Here is a 14108-nt window from a genome sequence, read left to right as displayed (position 1 = left end):
TGGAGGCTTCGTCAGTTTGCCTATTTTTTAGGCGCATATTTAAGATACTGATATTTAATGGTATTTTTTCGCGATGAGATCAGAGCACTGAAAACATTAGTAGATTCGTAACAGTTCTGTGACCGCCCGTTTTCCGGTGAACAAGTCAAGCCCCCGGTTCCACCTGAGCGCTGCGTCAGCGCGTCACTCGGGGCCCAAAACGTCGGGTGTCTGCCAGGCCAGATGCTGCCCGCCATCGACGCAGAGAAGCTGGCCGGTGACGGCCCGTGCGTCGACGAAATACTGCAGCGCCGCGCAGATATCCTCGGGGTTCGAACCGCGTTCGAGGATCGTGGCATCACGCTGATCCTGGAAGTGTTTTTCGCTTTGCCGCGTTCCCCTGAGTGTCGGGCCCGGGCCGATGGCGTTGACCCGCACGCGGGGAGCGAGCGCCTGGGCCGCGGTACGCGTGAACGTCCAGAGCCCCATCTTCGCGATGGTGTAGGACATGAAGGCCGGGGTGAGCTTGCGCACCCGCTGGTCGAGCATGTTGACAACGAGGGCGCGGGCCACCGGTTCGCCGCGGTCGTCGGTGTCGGGATCGGGTGCGTCGGCGGCGAGGTGCTGGGTCAGCACCACGGGCGCGCGGAGGTTCGATTCAAGGTGCCGGTCCCAGCTTTCGCGGGTGCCGGTTTCGATGCTGTCCTCCTCGAAGATCGAGGCGTTGTTGACGAGGCAGGTGATCGGGCCGCCGAGCGCTTCGCGCGCCCGGGGAAGAAGCGCCTGCGTTGCTTCCTCGTCGAGGAGGTTTGCGCCGAGGGTGACGGACTTGCCGCCCTGGGCGATGATCTCCTCCGCCGTTTCCCGCGCGCCGTCGGAGGAGCTGTTGTAGTGCACCGCGACGTCGAAGCCCTGTGCGCCAAGGTGCAGCGCCATGGCGCGGCCCAGCCTGTCGCCGGCCCCCGTGATCAATGCGCGTCCGGTCATAAGCCACCTCCCATTTCGACAACCATCCAGAGATAGGCGGCATAGACGCCCGTGAAGATCAGGCCCCAGGTCTTCCCCATGTCCCGCGTGGACGAGAACACGAAGGGGGCCAGAAGAAGCGATGCGCCGAGCATGACCCAGAGATCGAACCTGAGGAAGGTCGCGTCGATCGGGATCGGGCCAACCATCGTGGCGATGCCGATGATCGCGAGCAGGTTGAACATGTTCGAGCCGATGACGTTGCCGAGCGCCACGTCGGCCTGCCGCCGGTAGGCCGCCATCACCGTTGTCGCGAGTTCCGGCAGCGAGGTGCCGATGGCGACGAGGGTGAGGCCGATCACGGTTTCGCTGACACCGAAGGTGCGGGCGAGGGAAACGGAACTGTCGACCAGAAGATCGGCGCCAAGCGGCAGGCCGATGAGGCCTAGGATCAGGAAAACGGCGATCTTGGGCCAGCCCATCTCGGGATCGGCGCCCTCGACCTCTTCCTCTTCGTTTTCCTCTGCCGTCAAGGCGCCGTTGGCGCGGCGGTGGGCCAGTGCCTCGCGCGCCTGATCGAAGAGGATGACGGCGAGGACGGCCAGGAGGACAAGCCCGTGCATCCAGGTCAGCGGGCCGGTGAAGCAGATGCCGATGAAGAAGATCGAGACCGCCAGCATCACCAGATAGGTCTTGCGCGTCTCGCACTGGCTGGTCTGAAGGCCCGCGAGGAGGGCGGGGAGGCCGAGCACCATGAGGATGTTCGCGGTGTTCGATCCGACAACATTTCCGAGCGCGATGCCGGGCGCATTGTCCTTGATCGCCGCGACCGCGATCAGAAGCTCGGGCGCCGAGGTGCCGAAGGCGACGATGGTGAGCGAGACAATCAGCGCCGGAATGCCGAGGCGGAGCGAGGTATTCACCGCGCCGCGCACGAGGGAGTCGCCCGCCAGAAGCAGGATGACGAGACCGAGGCCCGCGAGGAGAAGATCCTGCGTCATGCCGCGCCGCCCCGTCCGCAGGGGCAGGGGCCCTTGCCGATCCGGTGCCGCCCGCAGGCAGGGCACTTGCCCGTCACCTTCCCTCCGGTCCCGCGTTTGCGGAACCGTCCGGCGATGGCGAGCACGGCCATGCCGATCAGAAAGAGGAAGACGACGTTGATCACGCGGTCAGAGCCCGAACCGGGCGCGGGCCGCGTGTTCTTCGACGAGGCCGAGAAGATCGTCGCCGAGGCTGGCGCCGAAACGCGCCAGAAGGGGGCGCCGCTGCTGGAACGGTACGAGGCGCACCTTGTCGCCGAACACCTCCTTCATTTTCGGAACGACATGGCCGATGCCGTCGGCAAGCCCCTTGTCGACCGCTGCCTGACCCACCCAGATCTCGCCGGTGAAGAGATCTTCCTCGGCAAGCCGCGCGCCGCGCCGGGTTTTCACGTGGTCGATGAAGGTGTCGTGGATCTGGCCCTGGATCTCTTTCAGCCGGGCCACATCCTCGGGCTTTTCGGGCTGGAAGGGATCGAGCATGCTTTTGGATTTGCCAGCGGTGTAGAGCCGCCGCTCGACACCGTGGCGGCTGATGAATTCGTGAAAACCGAACCCGGCGGAGATTACCCCGATGGAGCCAACGACGGAGTTCTGATCGACCCAGATCTCGTCAGCCGCGGTGGCGAGCCAGTAGCCGCCCGAGGCTGCCACATCCTCGACGAAGGCGTAGACCTTGATCTTCTTCTCGTCAGCCAGGCGGCGGATGCGCGCGGCGATCAGAGAGGACTGGGCCGGGCTGCCGCCGGGTGAGTTGATCGTCAGGGCGACCGCGGCGGGCTTGCCCTTGCTGAACGCCTTTTCGATCAGCGGCGCGAGGCCGGTATCGTTCAATGCGGTTCCGCGGGCCATGGAGGCGATCATCCCCTGCAGGCGGATCACCGGCACGACCGGATCGCTTTTCACAAATGGAATGAAGCGCTTCATGGAGCGCCATGTAGAGCGTCGGGCAGTCGGCAACAAGGCACGCGCGGGATTCTCCTCTCACGGTTGCGTTCAGAAGACGGCGCGGCGGACGAGGTTGAGCCCCATCAGGAAGAAGACCCCGAGAAGGACGCGGCGGAAGGCCTCTTCCGAGAGGCGGGTGCGCAGCGCCTCGCCCAGGGTGAAGCCGAGGATCGTGGGGACCAGCAGGCCGAGGGAGAGAAGAAGAAGCGGCGTCGTCACGAACCCTTCACGCAGGTAGCCGAAGGCAAGTGGCAGACTTCCGAGGAAGATGAGAAGGCCGCTGGCGCGGACGAATTCGTCCTTCGGGACGCGGCGGGCGGCGAGGTAGACCGCCATGGGCGGCGCCCAGACCGAGGTGAGCCCGCCCATGACGCCTGCGACGATGCCGAAGCCGATCTGGGCGGGGCGGTCGAATGCATCGGGGATGCGCGGGGCGAAGCGGGTGGCGTTCACTGCGACGAAGATGAGGATCGCGACGCCGAGGACGCCGAAGAGCACCCGGTCGGGGGCGTTGGCGGTAAGCGAGACGGTGACCCAGACCCCTGCCATCAGCGCCGCCGCGAAAGGCAGGTAGCGGCGCGCGGCCGTCAGGATTTCGCCCGAGCGGTAGACCTGCCAGGCGTTCGAGACGATCATCGGCACGAGGATCAGTGCGATCGCGGTGCGGGGATCGATGGCCAGCGTCATCAGCCCGATGGCCGTGGTGGGCAGGCCGATGCCCACCGCACCCTTCACCGTACCGGCGATCAGGAAAGCGCCGGTGGACAGAAGCAGGAGGGTTCCGAGATCGTCCAACCCTTTTGTCAGAGGAAGCGGTTGACGAGGTTTTCAAGATATTCCTGGCGGCCGGAGACGGGCGTGGGATCAATGCCGCCCAGGATCACGCGATCGGCGAGCGTGGCGAGATCCTGGTCGAGCACGTCACTCGTGTCCCAGCCCGCGTAGCGGGCGGTCCTCAGATCCTCGAGCGTGCCGTCTTCGAGCATCGCGGCGGCGGCCTTGAGCCCCGCGGCGCAGACATCCATCGCGCCGATATGCGCCTGGATGAGATCCGCCGGGTCGAGCGACTGGCGGCGCAGCTTGGCGTCGAAATTCGTGCCACCCGTTGAGAAGCCGCCGGCTTTCAGGATCTCGTAATAGGCGAGCGCCACCTCGGGCACGTTGTTGGGGAACTGATCGGTATCCCAGCCCGACTGGTAGTCGTTCCGGTTCATGTCGATCGAGCCGAAGATGCCGAGGGAGGCCGCGAGCGCGATTTCGTGTTCGAAGGAATGGCCCGCGAGGATGGCATGGCCCTGTTCGATGTTGACGCGGACCTCGCCTTCAAGCCCGAATTCCTTGAGAAAGCTGTAGACCGTGGCGACATCGTAATCGTACTGGTGCTTGGTGGGTTCCTGCGGTTTCGGTTCGATCAGGATGGTGCCGTCGAAACCGATCTTGTGCTTGTAGTCGACGACCATCTGGAGCATCCGCCCCGCCTGCCGGCGTTCGCGTGCGAGATCGGTGTTCAGAAGCGTCTCATAGCCTTCGCGGCCGCCCCACAGGACGTAGTTCACGCCGCCAAGGCGGTGGGTGACATCCATGCAGGATTTGATCGTGGCGGCGGCGTAGGCGAAGACATCCGGGTCGGGATTGGTGGCCGCGCCCGCCATGAAGCGACGGTGGGAGAAGAGGTTGGCGGTGCCCCACAGAAGGCGGGTGCCGGTGGCCTCCATCTTTTCGGCGAAGAGATCGGCGATGGCGTCGAGGCGCGCCGCGCTTTCGGCGAAGCTGGCGCCTTCGGGGCACACATCGGCGTCGTGGAAGCAGAATAAGGGGACGCCGAGGATATCGAACATCTCGAACGCCGCGTCGGCCTTGAGACGCGCGTGATCCATCGTGTCGCCGAACCAGGGCCGGTCGAAGGTTTGCCCGCCGAAGGGATCGCCGCCAGGCCAGGCGAAGCTGTGCCAGTAGGCGACGGCGAAGCGGAGGTGATCCTCGAGCCGCTTGCCCATGACCACTTCATCGGGATCGTAGTGGCGGAAGGCGAAGGGGTTGGTGCTGTCTTTTCCTTCGAAGCGGGCCTTCGGGATGCCGGCGAAATAGCTTTCCGTGGTGTTCGTGGTCATGACGCCGGTATCCCCCAAATCTGTCCTTCCGTTCCGGGCGGCATCGTCGGTGGCGGGGGCTAGGCGGTCAAGCCCTTCGACGCAGGCGGGCGGATCAGGCGATTTCAGGCAGCGTGGCGACCGTGTAGGACAGGTGAAGCGCGCGGTCCTCGACGGGATCGTGGAGTGCCATGCGGTAACTGCCGGCGGGCCGGACGCCGCCGATTGCGGCAAGAGTGCCGCAGAGCATGGCGTCGCCGTCTTTGAGACCCGCACGGTCGATCAGGTCGGGGAGCGGCAGGATGGAGGCCAGCGTGCCCTCCTGGTAGCGGCTCGGGGTGCCGTCTTCGACGATCTCGCAGGTGAGGGTGAGACGGTCGAGGTGATCGGCAAGGTCGGCAAAGGGCCAGAGCATAGAGGCGACGGGTTTTGCGCAGATCTGTTTCGAGGCGGCGACCGAGACGGCCTCAAGCGCACGGTCGGTGTGATCTGAGGCAAGGCCGAGCCAGAGTTGGCCTTCGGCATGAATCACGAGGGGTTCGACCTCTCCCGAAGTGTCGGGGCCCAGAACCTGGATCTCGCCCGCCTGCGTCAGCAGACCGGCGGAGACCCTGTAAAAAAGCGGCACCTCCGATGGCGGGGTGACGCCGATTTCCGCCAGTTCGGCGATATGGTGATCGACCGCCGCGCGATCGCGCCCCGTCCAGCCCGCGACGATGGCACGGCGGATCGCGATGTCGCGCGGGCCTTCCGGTGTGTCGAACCGCATGTCTCAGCCCCCGCCGAGCACGGATGGAAGATAAAGCGCGATCGAGGGGAATAGGATCAGGAGCGCCACCATGATCAGCATGGCGACGACATAGGGGATCGCGCCCACCATGACCTCGCCCATCTTGCCCGACTTCCGCGCGCCCTGAACCACGTAGAGGTTGAGGCCCACAGGCGGTGTGATCAGCGCCATTTCGATGAGCACGATCATCAGGATGCCGAACCAGATCGGATCGTATCCCTGCGCCACGACCAGCGGCACGATGATCGGGATCGTCACGACCATGAGCGACAGCGTTTCGATGAAGAAGCCGAGCACGATGTAGATCACCACCACGACGAGGATCAGGCCGGTGGGGGACAGGCCGAGTCCGTCAAGCAGCGACTGCAACTCATTCCCGAGACCGGCGGAGGCTAGCGTGAAGTTCAGGAAGGACGCGCCGATCACGACCAGCATGATCATCGAGGTGATCTTGATGGTGCCGAGGATGCTGTCGGCGAACATCCGAAGGCTGACGCCGCCGAACATGGCTGCGATCAGCACAGCGCCCGCGACGCCCACGGCCGCTGCCTCGGTTGGGGTGGCCCACCCCTTGTAGATCGTGCCGATGATGATCGTGAAGAGGAGAACGATGGGGATGAGCTGGACGAGCGCGCGCAGCATTTCCGGGAAGGGAAACGTGCGGCGGGTGCCGCCCAGTTCGGGCCGGATCGCGCAAATCAGCACGGTGATCGCCATGAAGCCCAGGGCCAGCGCGATGCCCGGCACGAGGCCCGCGAGGAAAAGCTGCGGGATCGAGGTTTGGGTTAGGAAGCCGTAGACGATCAGGTTGATCGAGGGCGGTATCATGATGCCGAGCGTCCCGCCCGCCGCGATTGCGCCCGAGAAGAGGCGGGGATCGTAGCCAAGCTTTTCCGCCTGCGGCATGGCGACCGTGGCGACGGTGGCCGCGGTGGCGACCGAGGAACCGGATGTGGCGGAGAACATCGTCGCCGTCGCGACGTTGGCATGGACCAGCCCGCCCGGGAGCCAGCTGACCCAGCGGTCGAGCGCCGCGTATGTGCGGGTTGCGATGCCGGAGCGCACGAGGATCTCGCCCAGGAGGACGAAGAAAGGAATGGCGATCAGGGTGGCGTTATTCGAGGTCGACCAGACGAGATTGCCCAGCCCCTTTATCAGCGGAAAGGGACTGAAGAAGGTATCGACCCCGAAGCCCAGCAGAAAGAGTACGATCCCCACCGGGATCGAGAGTGCGAGAAGCCCGAGGAGCCCGGCGGCGATGGCCCAGATCATTGCGCCATATCCTCTTCCCCGAAACAGCCGATGGCTTCTTCCGCCTCGCCGAAGCGCCCCTTCGCGACGAGCACCACGGCGGCGATGAAAGTGAGCCAGGCCATGACCGCGAACCAGACCCAGCCCGCGAACCACGGCGCCTGGACCCAAGCGAGCGGGGTTTCGAGTGGCGTGTTGGCGCGCGAGGAGTTCAGCAGCGAGCGCTCCACCACCGGCCAGCATTTCCAGGCGATCAGCGTCACCGTTCCGGTGAGCATGAGCATGGCGAAGAGATCGAAGAGCGCGCGGCCAAGGCCGCTTGCCCGGCCGCGCAGGATGTCGATGCGCACGTGCCCGAGTTCGAGAAGCGTGAAGGCCATGCCCCAGGAGGTGGCGATGGCCATCACGTAGCCCGAGATCTCGTCGGTGCCGCCGAAGGAGGACCCGAGCTGCCGCAGAACGATGTCCGCCAGCACGATCGTGGCGCAGGCCATAAGCAGGACGCCCGTGAGAAGGGCGATGCCGCGGTTGAGCCGGCGGAGCGTTTGAAGCAGCGAGTCCTCCATTCCCGTTTAGCCGCCGATCTTGACGCCGACGGTTTCGCCGACGCTGGCGTTCCAGCGCTCGGCCCAGTCGCCGCCCGCGCGCTCGGCCCAGTCGGGGAGCACTTCGCCCACGAGGACGTCGCGTGCCTTCTGGAAATCGGCTTCGGACACCTCGACGAGCGTCATGCCGCGCGCTTCGCCTGCCGGGCAGTCGCCGTTGCCGGTCAGGCAGGCGATATCGTTGACGAGCGCGTCCTGCGCGCTGGCCCAGGCCGGGGCCTCGAATTCGGCCGCGACCTGTTCGGAGATCAGGGCCTGGGTGTCGGCATCAAGGCTGTTCCACTTGTCCATGTTCATGGCCGTCACCACGCTGTCCCAGCCGCCGAGCGGGATCGGCATCAAGTGGGTCGACACTTCCCACCAGCCGGCGGAGTAGCCCGAGCCCGCGCCGGTAACCGCGCAATCGACGACGCCTTTCTGGAGCGCGCCGGGGACTTCCGAGAAGGCCACGTTCACGCCCTCGGCACCGAGGGCTTCGAGGAACTTCGCTGTCATCCGGCCAGAGGCGCGGATCTTGAGGCCTTCGAGATCGGAGAGTTCGGACACCTCGGCGTTGCAGAAGACGACCTGCGGCGGATAGGGCGCGATGGCGAGCACCTTGCTGTTGAAGCGGTTTGCATAGATGTCTTCGACCATGGGCCGGGCCGCATCGACCATTGCGCGGGCCTCGTCGGCGGTGAGAGCCAGAAGCGGCACGTCCAGCCCTTCGAGTTCGGGGGCGTCGGCGACCGCGTAGTCGGCCACGGTCATCGCCACGTCATAGACGCCGTCGCCCAGAAGGCGGAACACGTCGCCCACGCCCAGGTTCATCTGGTTGTGGGTGGTGAGCGAGACGTTGATGTTGCCGCCCGAGGCAGCCGGCAGCTTTTCGCCCCAGAAGGGCGCTTCGTATTCCTTGTGAAGCGGCAGGCCCGACCAGCTTCCGACGACCGAAAGGTCTTCGGCCATGGCGGGGGCCGCGAGGGCCGTGGATGCGATCAGGATGCTGAGAGTGCGTTTCATGGGTGTCTCCCTGTTGGATTTCGTTGGATTCAGTGCGTGTTCGGATGAAGCACCGGGACTTCGGCGTCTTCGGCGATATCGGTGATCAGCATATGCCCCGGCTTGTGGGTGATGCAGATCGGCAGGCGGGCGGATTCGAGCGCGACCTGAGGGGTGACGCCACAGGCCCAGAAGACGGGCACATGGCCCTCGGGCACCGGGGCGGCATCGCCCCACTCTGGGCTGGAGATGTCGGTGATGCCGATCTTCGCCGGATCGCCCCAGTGGACGGGCGCCCCGTGGGCAAGGGGATAGCGGCGCGAGATCTCGACCGCTTCGCCCACCCGATCCTCGGGGATGGCGCGCATCGAGACGACCATCTTGCCCGAGAACGGCCCGGCGGGCACGGTGTCGATGTTCGAGCGGAACATGGGCACGGTCTTGTCGTTCTGGATGTGCCAGAGGGGTAGCCCCGCCTCTTCGAGTGCACGCTCGAACGTGAACGAGCAGCCTAGCGCGAAGACCACGAAATCATCCTGCCAGATCTCAGTGATATCGTTCAGCGAGCATTCGAGCCGACCGTCGCGGTAGACGTTGTAGGCCGGCACGTCGGTGCGGATATCGATATCGCGGCCCATCGTGAACATGACCGGGTTGCCGGTGTCGGAAACGCCGGTGAGCGGGCAGGGCTTCGGGTTCCGCTGGCAGTAGCGCATGAAATCGAGGGCGTGGGCCTCGGGCATGATCGCGAGATTGGCCTGCAGGTAGCCCTGGCCGAGGCCGGCAGTGTGCGACCGGTAGAGGTTCGCGCGGATCGCCGCGCGCACATCGGTGAGCGGTTTGTGTCTGAGTATTTCGTGCAATGTGGCAGCCCCGTTGTCGTCGTGAAGCGTGACGGGTTCGGGCAATAAGATCAAATCGAATGATTTTACCGGTTTTGATAAAGAAAATCTTTCACCCGTGCCGCGCCGCATAGCGCTCCGCCACCTCAAGCGCCATGGTGGCGGCGGTTTCGGTGAGGTGGCTTTTCGGTTCGCTCAGGTAGGAGGCGGTGAACTGCAGGGGGCTGGGCACCCAGCCCGGATCGAATTCGCGGATCCGTCCCGCCCTCACATGATCCGAGCCGAGAGCGCGGGGCAAAACCGCGATGCCCATATCCGCCTCCACCAGCCGGAAACAGGTGGAAAGCGAAGAGGACGGGAAGAGGGAGACATCGGGGCCGACGCGTTCGTAGAGCATTTCCTTCAGTTCGCGGAAGGGCCGGGTGTTGCGCGCGTAGGTCATGACCGGCCTCAGCAGATAGTCGCGCGCGCCGACCTTCGGGTCGCTGTCCGCCGCCGCGTACCAGGCGAGATCGAAGCCCGGCAGGATGATGTTGTCGACCGAGTAATCGGAGATCGGGCCGAGGAGGATTGCGAGATCAAGCTCGCGATTGAGGAGGGCGGCGCGCATGTCCAGCGAGACGTCGACGTTCAGATCGATTTCGAGTTTCGGATAGGCGGTGTGAAGGCGGGAGACGAATTCGGGCAGCCAGCACTGGGCGATGGTTTCCGACACCCCTAGGCGCAGGCGGCCCTCGACCCCTGCCGGATCGACCACATCGCGCTCGACCAGTTCGACAAGGTGTTCGAATTTCTCGGCATGGGCGAGGAGGAGTTCGCCGCGTTTCGTCAGCTTCATGCCGCCCGAGCTGCGATCGAAGAGTTCGCAGGAGAGTGCGGTTTCGAGGTTCTTGATCCGGGTGGTGACGGCGGGCTGGGTGAGGTTCAGCGCGCCCGCCGCGCGGCGGACGCCGCCAAGGCGGACGACGGTGAGAAAGGTGCGGATCTGTTCGATCGTGAAGCGTGACATGCCCGTTGCGTGGCCTCGACCGGTCGTCAGACCGGCGAGATCCCGTTCACGGTAAGGAAGGCCGAGTAGAGCGACGTCGTTCCGCAGATGAAGAGGCGGTTCATCTTCGGCCCGCCGAAACAGACATTGGCCACGAGTTCGGGGATCAGGATCTTGCCGATCAGCGTGCCGTCGGGGGTGAGGCAGTGGACGCCGTCGGCGGCGGATGTCCAGATCCTGCCATCGCGATCGACGCGGAAGCCGTCGAAGAGGCCGGCCGTGCATTCGGCGATGACCTCGCCGCCCGAAAGGGTGTTGTCGGGGTTGACCGTGTGGCGGCGGATATGGGCGGGCCCGTCGGGATCGTGGGATTTGCCGGTGTCTGCGATGTAGAGGGCGCTTTCGTCCGGCGAGAAGGCGAGGCCGTTCGGTTTCATGTAATTGTCGGCGACGCGCACCACCTCGCCGGACGGATCGACACGGTAGACGTGGCAGGCGCCGATTTCGCTTTCGGCTCGGCCGCCTTCGTAATCTGCGAGGATGCCGTAGCTGGGGTCGGTGAACCAGATCGTTCCGTCGGATTTCACCACCACGTCGTTCGGGGAGTTGAGGCGCATACCCTGGTAGCCGTCGGCGATCACCGTGATGGTGCCGTCAAGCTCGGTCCGCGTGACGCGGCGGGCAAGGTGTTCGCAGGTGACAAGCCGGCCTTCACGGTCGACCGTATTGCCGTTCGAGTTGTTCGAAGGCTCGCGGAAGACCGAGACCGAGCCATCCGTGTCGTCGAACCGGAGCATCCGGTTGTTCGGGATATCCGACCAGACGAGATAGCGCCCGGCGGCGAACCAGGCCGGGCCTTCGGACCAGCGCGCACCCGTCCAGAGCCGTTCGACCCGGGCGTGGCCGATGAGACAGGTGCTGAATGACGGATCGATGACTTCGAACCCGGTACCCTCGATCATTCCGAACATGGGCTTCCCCTCTTCTTGTCTGGTTCGCCCCTCAGAGCGAGGCCGTGATGCCCCCGTCGACATAGAGCGTATGGCCATTCACGAAGCTGGAGGCGTCGGAGGACAGGAAGACCGCCGCGCCGACGAGTTCGTCAACCTGGCCCCAGCGCCCGGCGGGTGTGCGTTTTTCGAGCCAGGCCGAGAACTCGGGATCCGAAACGAGGGCCGCGTTCAGCGGCGTGTCGAAATAGCCCGGGGCGATCGCGTTGCACTGAAGCCCATGGCGCGCCCAGTCGGTCGCCATGCCCTTCGTTAGGTTGCCCACGGCGCCCTTGGTCGCCGTGTAGGGCGCGATGCCGGGGCGGGCGAGCGCTGTCTGGACGCTGGCGATATTGATGATCTTGCCCGCACCGCGGGCGATCATGTGCCGCGCCACGGCCTGGCCCACATGAAAGACGCTGGCGATGTTCGTTTGCAAAAGCCGTTCGAAGGCATCGGCGGGGAAATCTTCGAGCGGTGTGCGGTGCTGCATCCCGGCGTTGTTGATCAGGATATGGATGGCGCCCTTTTCTGCCTCGTAGCCGTCTACGGCCGCGCGGACCGCATCGTGATCAGTGGCATCGAAGGGGAGGGTGTCGACCGTGGCGCCTTCGGTACGCAGGGTTTCGGCGGCGGCGTCGAGCTTGCCCTTGTCGCGGCCGTTCAGGATGAGGCCGGCGCCAGCGGCCGCGAGCCCCCGCGCGAGGGCAAAGCCTATCCCCTGGGACGAGCCGGTGATGAGCGCACGGCGACCTTTGAGTGAAAACAGATCCGACATGGCGCGTCCTTCCGGTTCGATGCCTCGGTGGTCGAGGCTGGTGTTGGGGACGACTGTTTACCGGTATGAGCGCTTGTCAACCAGGAACCCGCCGCAGAGACTGGCGGACACGTTCACAGGATACACCGAGGCCGCCATGAAAACGATCACCGCCCATGCCGTGAAGGACCTGCGCCTCGAGGACCATCCCGAGCCGGTGCCGGGGCCCGGCGAGGTGCTGATACGGATCGCCAATGGCGGGATCTGCGGGTCGGATCTGCATTACTATAATCACGGCGGGTTCGGCACGGTGCGGCTGAAAGAACCGATGATCCTCGGCCACGAAGTGGCGGGGCGGATCGTGGCGCTGGGCGATGGGGTGGCGGGGCTGGCGGAGGGGCAGCTTGTGGCGGTTTCGCCGTCTCGCCCTTGCGGGCACTGCGCGTTCTGCGCGGAGGGGCGGCAGAACCATTGCCTCGAGATGCGGTTTTATGGCTCGGCCATGCCCTTTCCGCATATCCAGGGGGCGTTTCGGGAGCTTCTGGTCGCGGATGCTGCGCAATGTGTGGTGGCCGATGGGTTGAGCCCCGAAGAGGCGGCGATGGCGGAGCCCCTGTCGGTCGTCCTGCACGCCGCGCGGCAAGCCGGCAGCCTTGCGGGACGGCGGGTGCTGGTGACGGGATGCGGCCCCATCGGGCTTCTGGCCGTGAGTGTGGCGCGGGCCTATGGCGCCGTCGAGATCGCGGCGACGGATATTACGGATTTCACGCTGGAGGTGGCGCGGAAGGCCGGGGCGGACCGTGGGATCAACGTGGCCGAGGCGCCGGACGGGCTCGCACCCGATAGCGCCGGGAATGGGCGGTTCGACGTGCTGTTCGAATGCAGCGGGGTGGCCGCGGCGCTGGCCGCGGCCGTGCCTGCGATGCGGCCGGGGGGCACGATCGTGCAACTGGGTCTGGGCGGGGACATGACCCTGCCGGTGCAGGCGATGACGGCCAAGGAACTGACGCTCAGGGGATCGTTCCGCTTCCATCACGAATTTCCGCTGGCGGTGGAGATGATGCAGGCGGGGCGGATCGACGTGCGGCCCCTCGTGACGGATACCCTGCCGCTTCAGGAGGCGGTGGCGGCCTTCACGCTGGCCTCGGACCGGACGCGGGCGATCAAGGTGCAGATCGCGTTCTGAGAGCTTTCGTCAGGGTGTGACGCGCACGATCCGGGCGGTGCCCATCGGCACGAGGCCGTCCTTCGTGAGCACATGGGGCGTCGCCACGAGGCGGACGGATTCCTGCGGCTGAAGATCGGCATCGGGTGTTGCGTAGGTCTGGCTCGCATCGGTTCCGCTGTCCCACATCCACAAGGGGTGATCCTGCGCGTCAATCCAGGCTTCGCCATCATGGAGCGGGATGTCGGCGAGCCCGGTGAACCAGTCAGGGCTGGGCGCGATCATGGAGACGAAGGAGACAAGGCTGTGTTCGGGTGTGACCGTGAAGCGGAACGTGATTTGGCCGGGAACGGTGCGGAGTGCGGGGCCCTCGACGATACCGCCGATCCGGCCCCTGCGGTCGGCTTCGGCGAGCTCGGCCTCGAGCGTGCGGTCGCGCCCGTTTTCGGCCACGAGTTCAAGCCCGCTCGACGCCGTCTGGCCGTTGCGGAAAAGGACATAGCGGCTGTTGTGCGTGGCCCCGATGAAATGGGTGACGTGGCCGCCCTGGGGGAATTCGAACGGCGCGGTTTCGGCGCTCCAGGTGATGTCGATGGTGACTTTGAAGGTTGCCGTGTCGGCCCGTGCGGCCTGGGGAAGGGAGAGGCAGAGGCCAAGGGCGAAGAGGACGCGGGCGGCGGGCGTGGTGGGCACGGCAAACTCCTTCGCGGATCAGTT

General features: G+C 65.5%; 16 protein-coding genes. 1 reads left to right on the top strand and 15 read right to left on the bottom strand.

The window, feature by feature from the left end:
* Window positions 1-183 precede the first annotated feature (183 nt).
* The 14 genes from RXV90_RS11585 to RXV90_RS11520 all read right to left on the bottom strand — a co-directional run bounded on the left by RXV90_RS11585 (window position 184) and on the right by RXV90_RS11520 (window position 12247).
* Window positions 184-966, bottom strand: coding sequence for an SDR family oxidoreductase (locus RXV90_RS11585; protein ID WP_316648849.1), 783 nt, complete (start codon window positions 964-966; stop codon window positions 184-186).
* Window positions 963-1946: a calcium/sodium antiporter gene (locus RXV90_RS11580; RefSeq protein ID WP_316648847.1), complete on the bottom strand. Its 984-nt coding sequence runs from the start codon at window positions 1944-1946 to the stop codon at window positions 963-965. Before RXV90_RS11580 ends, RXV90_RS11585 begins: the two co-directional genes overlap by 4 nt.
* The gene (locus tag RXV90_RS11575; RefSeq protein ID WP_316648846.1) at window positions 1943-2110 is read right to left on the bottom strand and encodes a hypothetical protein; all 168 of its coding nucleotides are present in this window, start codon (window positions 2108-2110) and stop codon (window positions 1943-1945) included. Before RXV90_RS11575 ends, RXV90_RS11580 begins: the two co-directional genes overlap by 4 nt.
* 4 nt (window positions 2111-2114) lie before the next feature.
* Window positions 2115-2912: a S49 family peptidase gene (locus tag RXV90_RS11570; RefSeq protein ID WP_316648844.1), complete on the bottom strand. Its 798-nt coding sequence runs from the start codon at window positions 2910-2912 to the stop codon at window positions 2115-2117.
* A 69-nt stretch (window positions 2913-2981) separates the two neighbouring features.
* Window positions 2982-3728 (bottom strand): sulfite exporter TauE/SafE family protein, encoded by a 747-nt coding sequence (locus tag RXV90_RS11565; RefSeq protein ID WP_316648843.1) that lies wholly within the window; start codon window positions 3726-3728, stop codon window positions 2982-2984.
* 8 nt (window positions 3729-3736) lie between these two features.
* Entirely contained in the window at window positions 3737-5044 is a 1308-nt protein-coding gene (xylA, locus tag RXV90_RS11560) for a xylose isomerase (RefSeq protein ID WP_316648841.1), read from the bottom strand.
* Window positions 5045-5138: 94 nt separating this feature from the next.
* The gene (locus RXV90_RS11555) at window positions 5139-5792 is read right to left on the bottom strand and encodes a DUF2848 domain-containing protein (protein WP_316648839.1); all 654 of its coding nucleotides are present in this window, start codon (window positions 5790-5792) and stop codon (window positions 5139-5141) included.
* Window positions 5793-5795: 3 nt separating this feature from the next.
* On the bottom strand, window positions 5796-7085 hold the full coding sequence (locus tag RXV90_RS11550) for a TRAP transporter large permease (protein WP_316648838.1): 1290 nt from the start codon (window positions 7083-7085) through the stop codon (window positions 5796-5798).
* The gene (locus tag RXV90_RS11545) at window positions 7082-7630 is read right to left on the bottom strand and encodes a TRAP transporter small permease subunit (protein WP_316648837.1); all 549 of its coding nucleotides are present in this window, start codon (window positions 7628-7630) and stop codon (window positions 7082-7084) included. Before RXV90_RS11545 ends, RXV90_RS11550 begins: the two co-directional genes overlap by 4 nt.
* A gap of 6 nt (window positions 7631-7636) precedes the next feature.
* Complete coding sequence (locus tag RXV90_RS11540; RefSeq protein WP_316648834.1) at window positions 7637-8671, bottom strand: TRAP transporter substrate-binding protein; 1035 nt, start codon at window positions 8669-8671, stop codon at window positions 7637-7639.
* Window positions 8672-8700: 29 nt separating this feature from the next.
* Complete coding sequence (locus RXV90_RS11535; protein ID WP_316648931.1) at window positions 8701-9513, bottom strand: putative hydro-lyase; 813 nt, start codon at window positions 9511-9513, stop codon at window positions 8701-8703.
* 91 nt (window positions 9514-9604) lie between these two features.
* On the bottom strand, window positions 9605-10501 hold the full coding sequence (locus tag RXV90_RS11530; protein WP_316648832.1) for a LysR family transcriptional regulator: 897 nt from the start codon (window positions 10499-10501) through the stop codon (window positions 9605-9607).
* A 26-nt stretch (window positions 10502-10527) separates the two neighbouring features.
* On the bottom strand, window positions 10528-11451 hold the full coding sequence (locus tag RXV90_RS11525; RefSeq protein WP_316648831.1) for an SMP-30/gluconolactonase/LRE family protein: 924 nt from the start codon (window positions 11449-11451) through the stop codon (window positions 10528-10530).
* Window positions 11452-11482: 31 nt separating this feature from the next.
* Window positions 11483-12247 carry an SDR family oxidoreductase gene (locus RXV90_RS11520; RefSeq protein WP_316648830.1) on the bottom strand — a complete coding sequence of 255 codons (765 nt, stop codon included), beginning with the start codon at window positions 12245-12247 and terminating at the stop codon, window positions 11483-11485.
* Window positions 12248-12383: 136 nt separating this feature from the next.
* Here RXV90_RS11520 and RXV90_RS11515 point away from each other — a divergent pair, with 136 nt between their 5' ends.
* A complete protein-coding gene (locus tag RXV90_RS11515; RefSeq protein ID WP_316648829.1) occupies window positions 12384-13412 on the top strand; it encodes an L-idonate 5-dehydrogenase in 1029 nt (342 codons plus the stop codon).
* 9 nt (window positions 13413-13421) lie between these two features.
* Here RXV90_RS11515 and RXV90_RS11510 read toward each other — a convergent pair whose 3' ends face one another.
* The gene (locus RXV90_RS11510; protein ID WP_316648828.1) at window positions 13422-14084 is read right to left on the bottom strand and encodes a spondin domain-containing protein; all 663 of its coding nucleotides are present in this window, start codon (window positions 14082-14084) and stop codon (window positions 13422-13424) included.
* Window positions 14085-14108 lie beyond the last annotated feature (24 nt).

It is taken from the genome of Ovoidimarina sediminis (genome assembly GCF_032586175.1).
In the GTDB taxonomy this organism is placed as follows: domain Bacteria; phylum Pseudomonadota; class Alphaproteobacteria; order Rhodobacterales; family Rhodobacteraceae; genus Ovoidimarina; species Ovoidimarina sediminis.
This window is presented reverse-complemented; position numbering and strand designations above follow the sequence as displayed.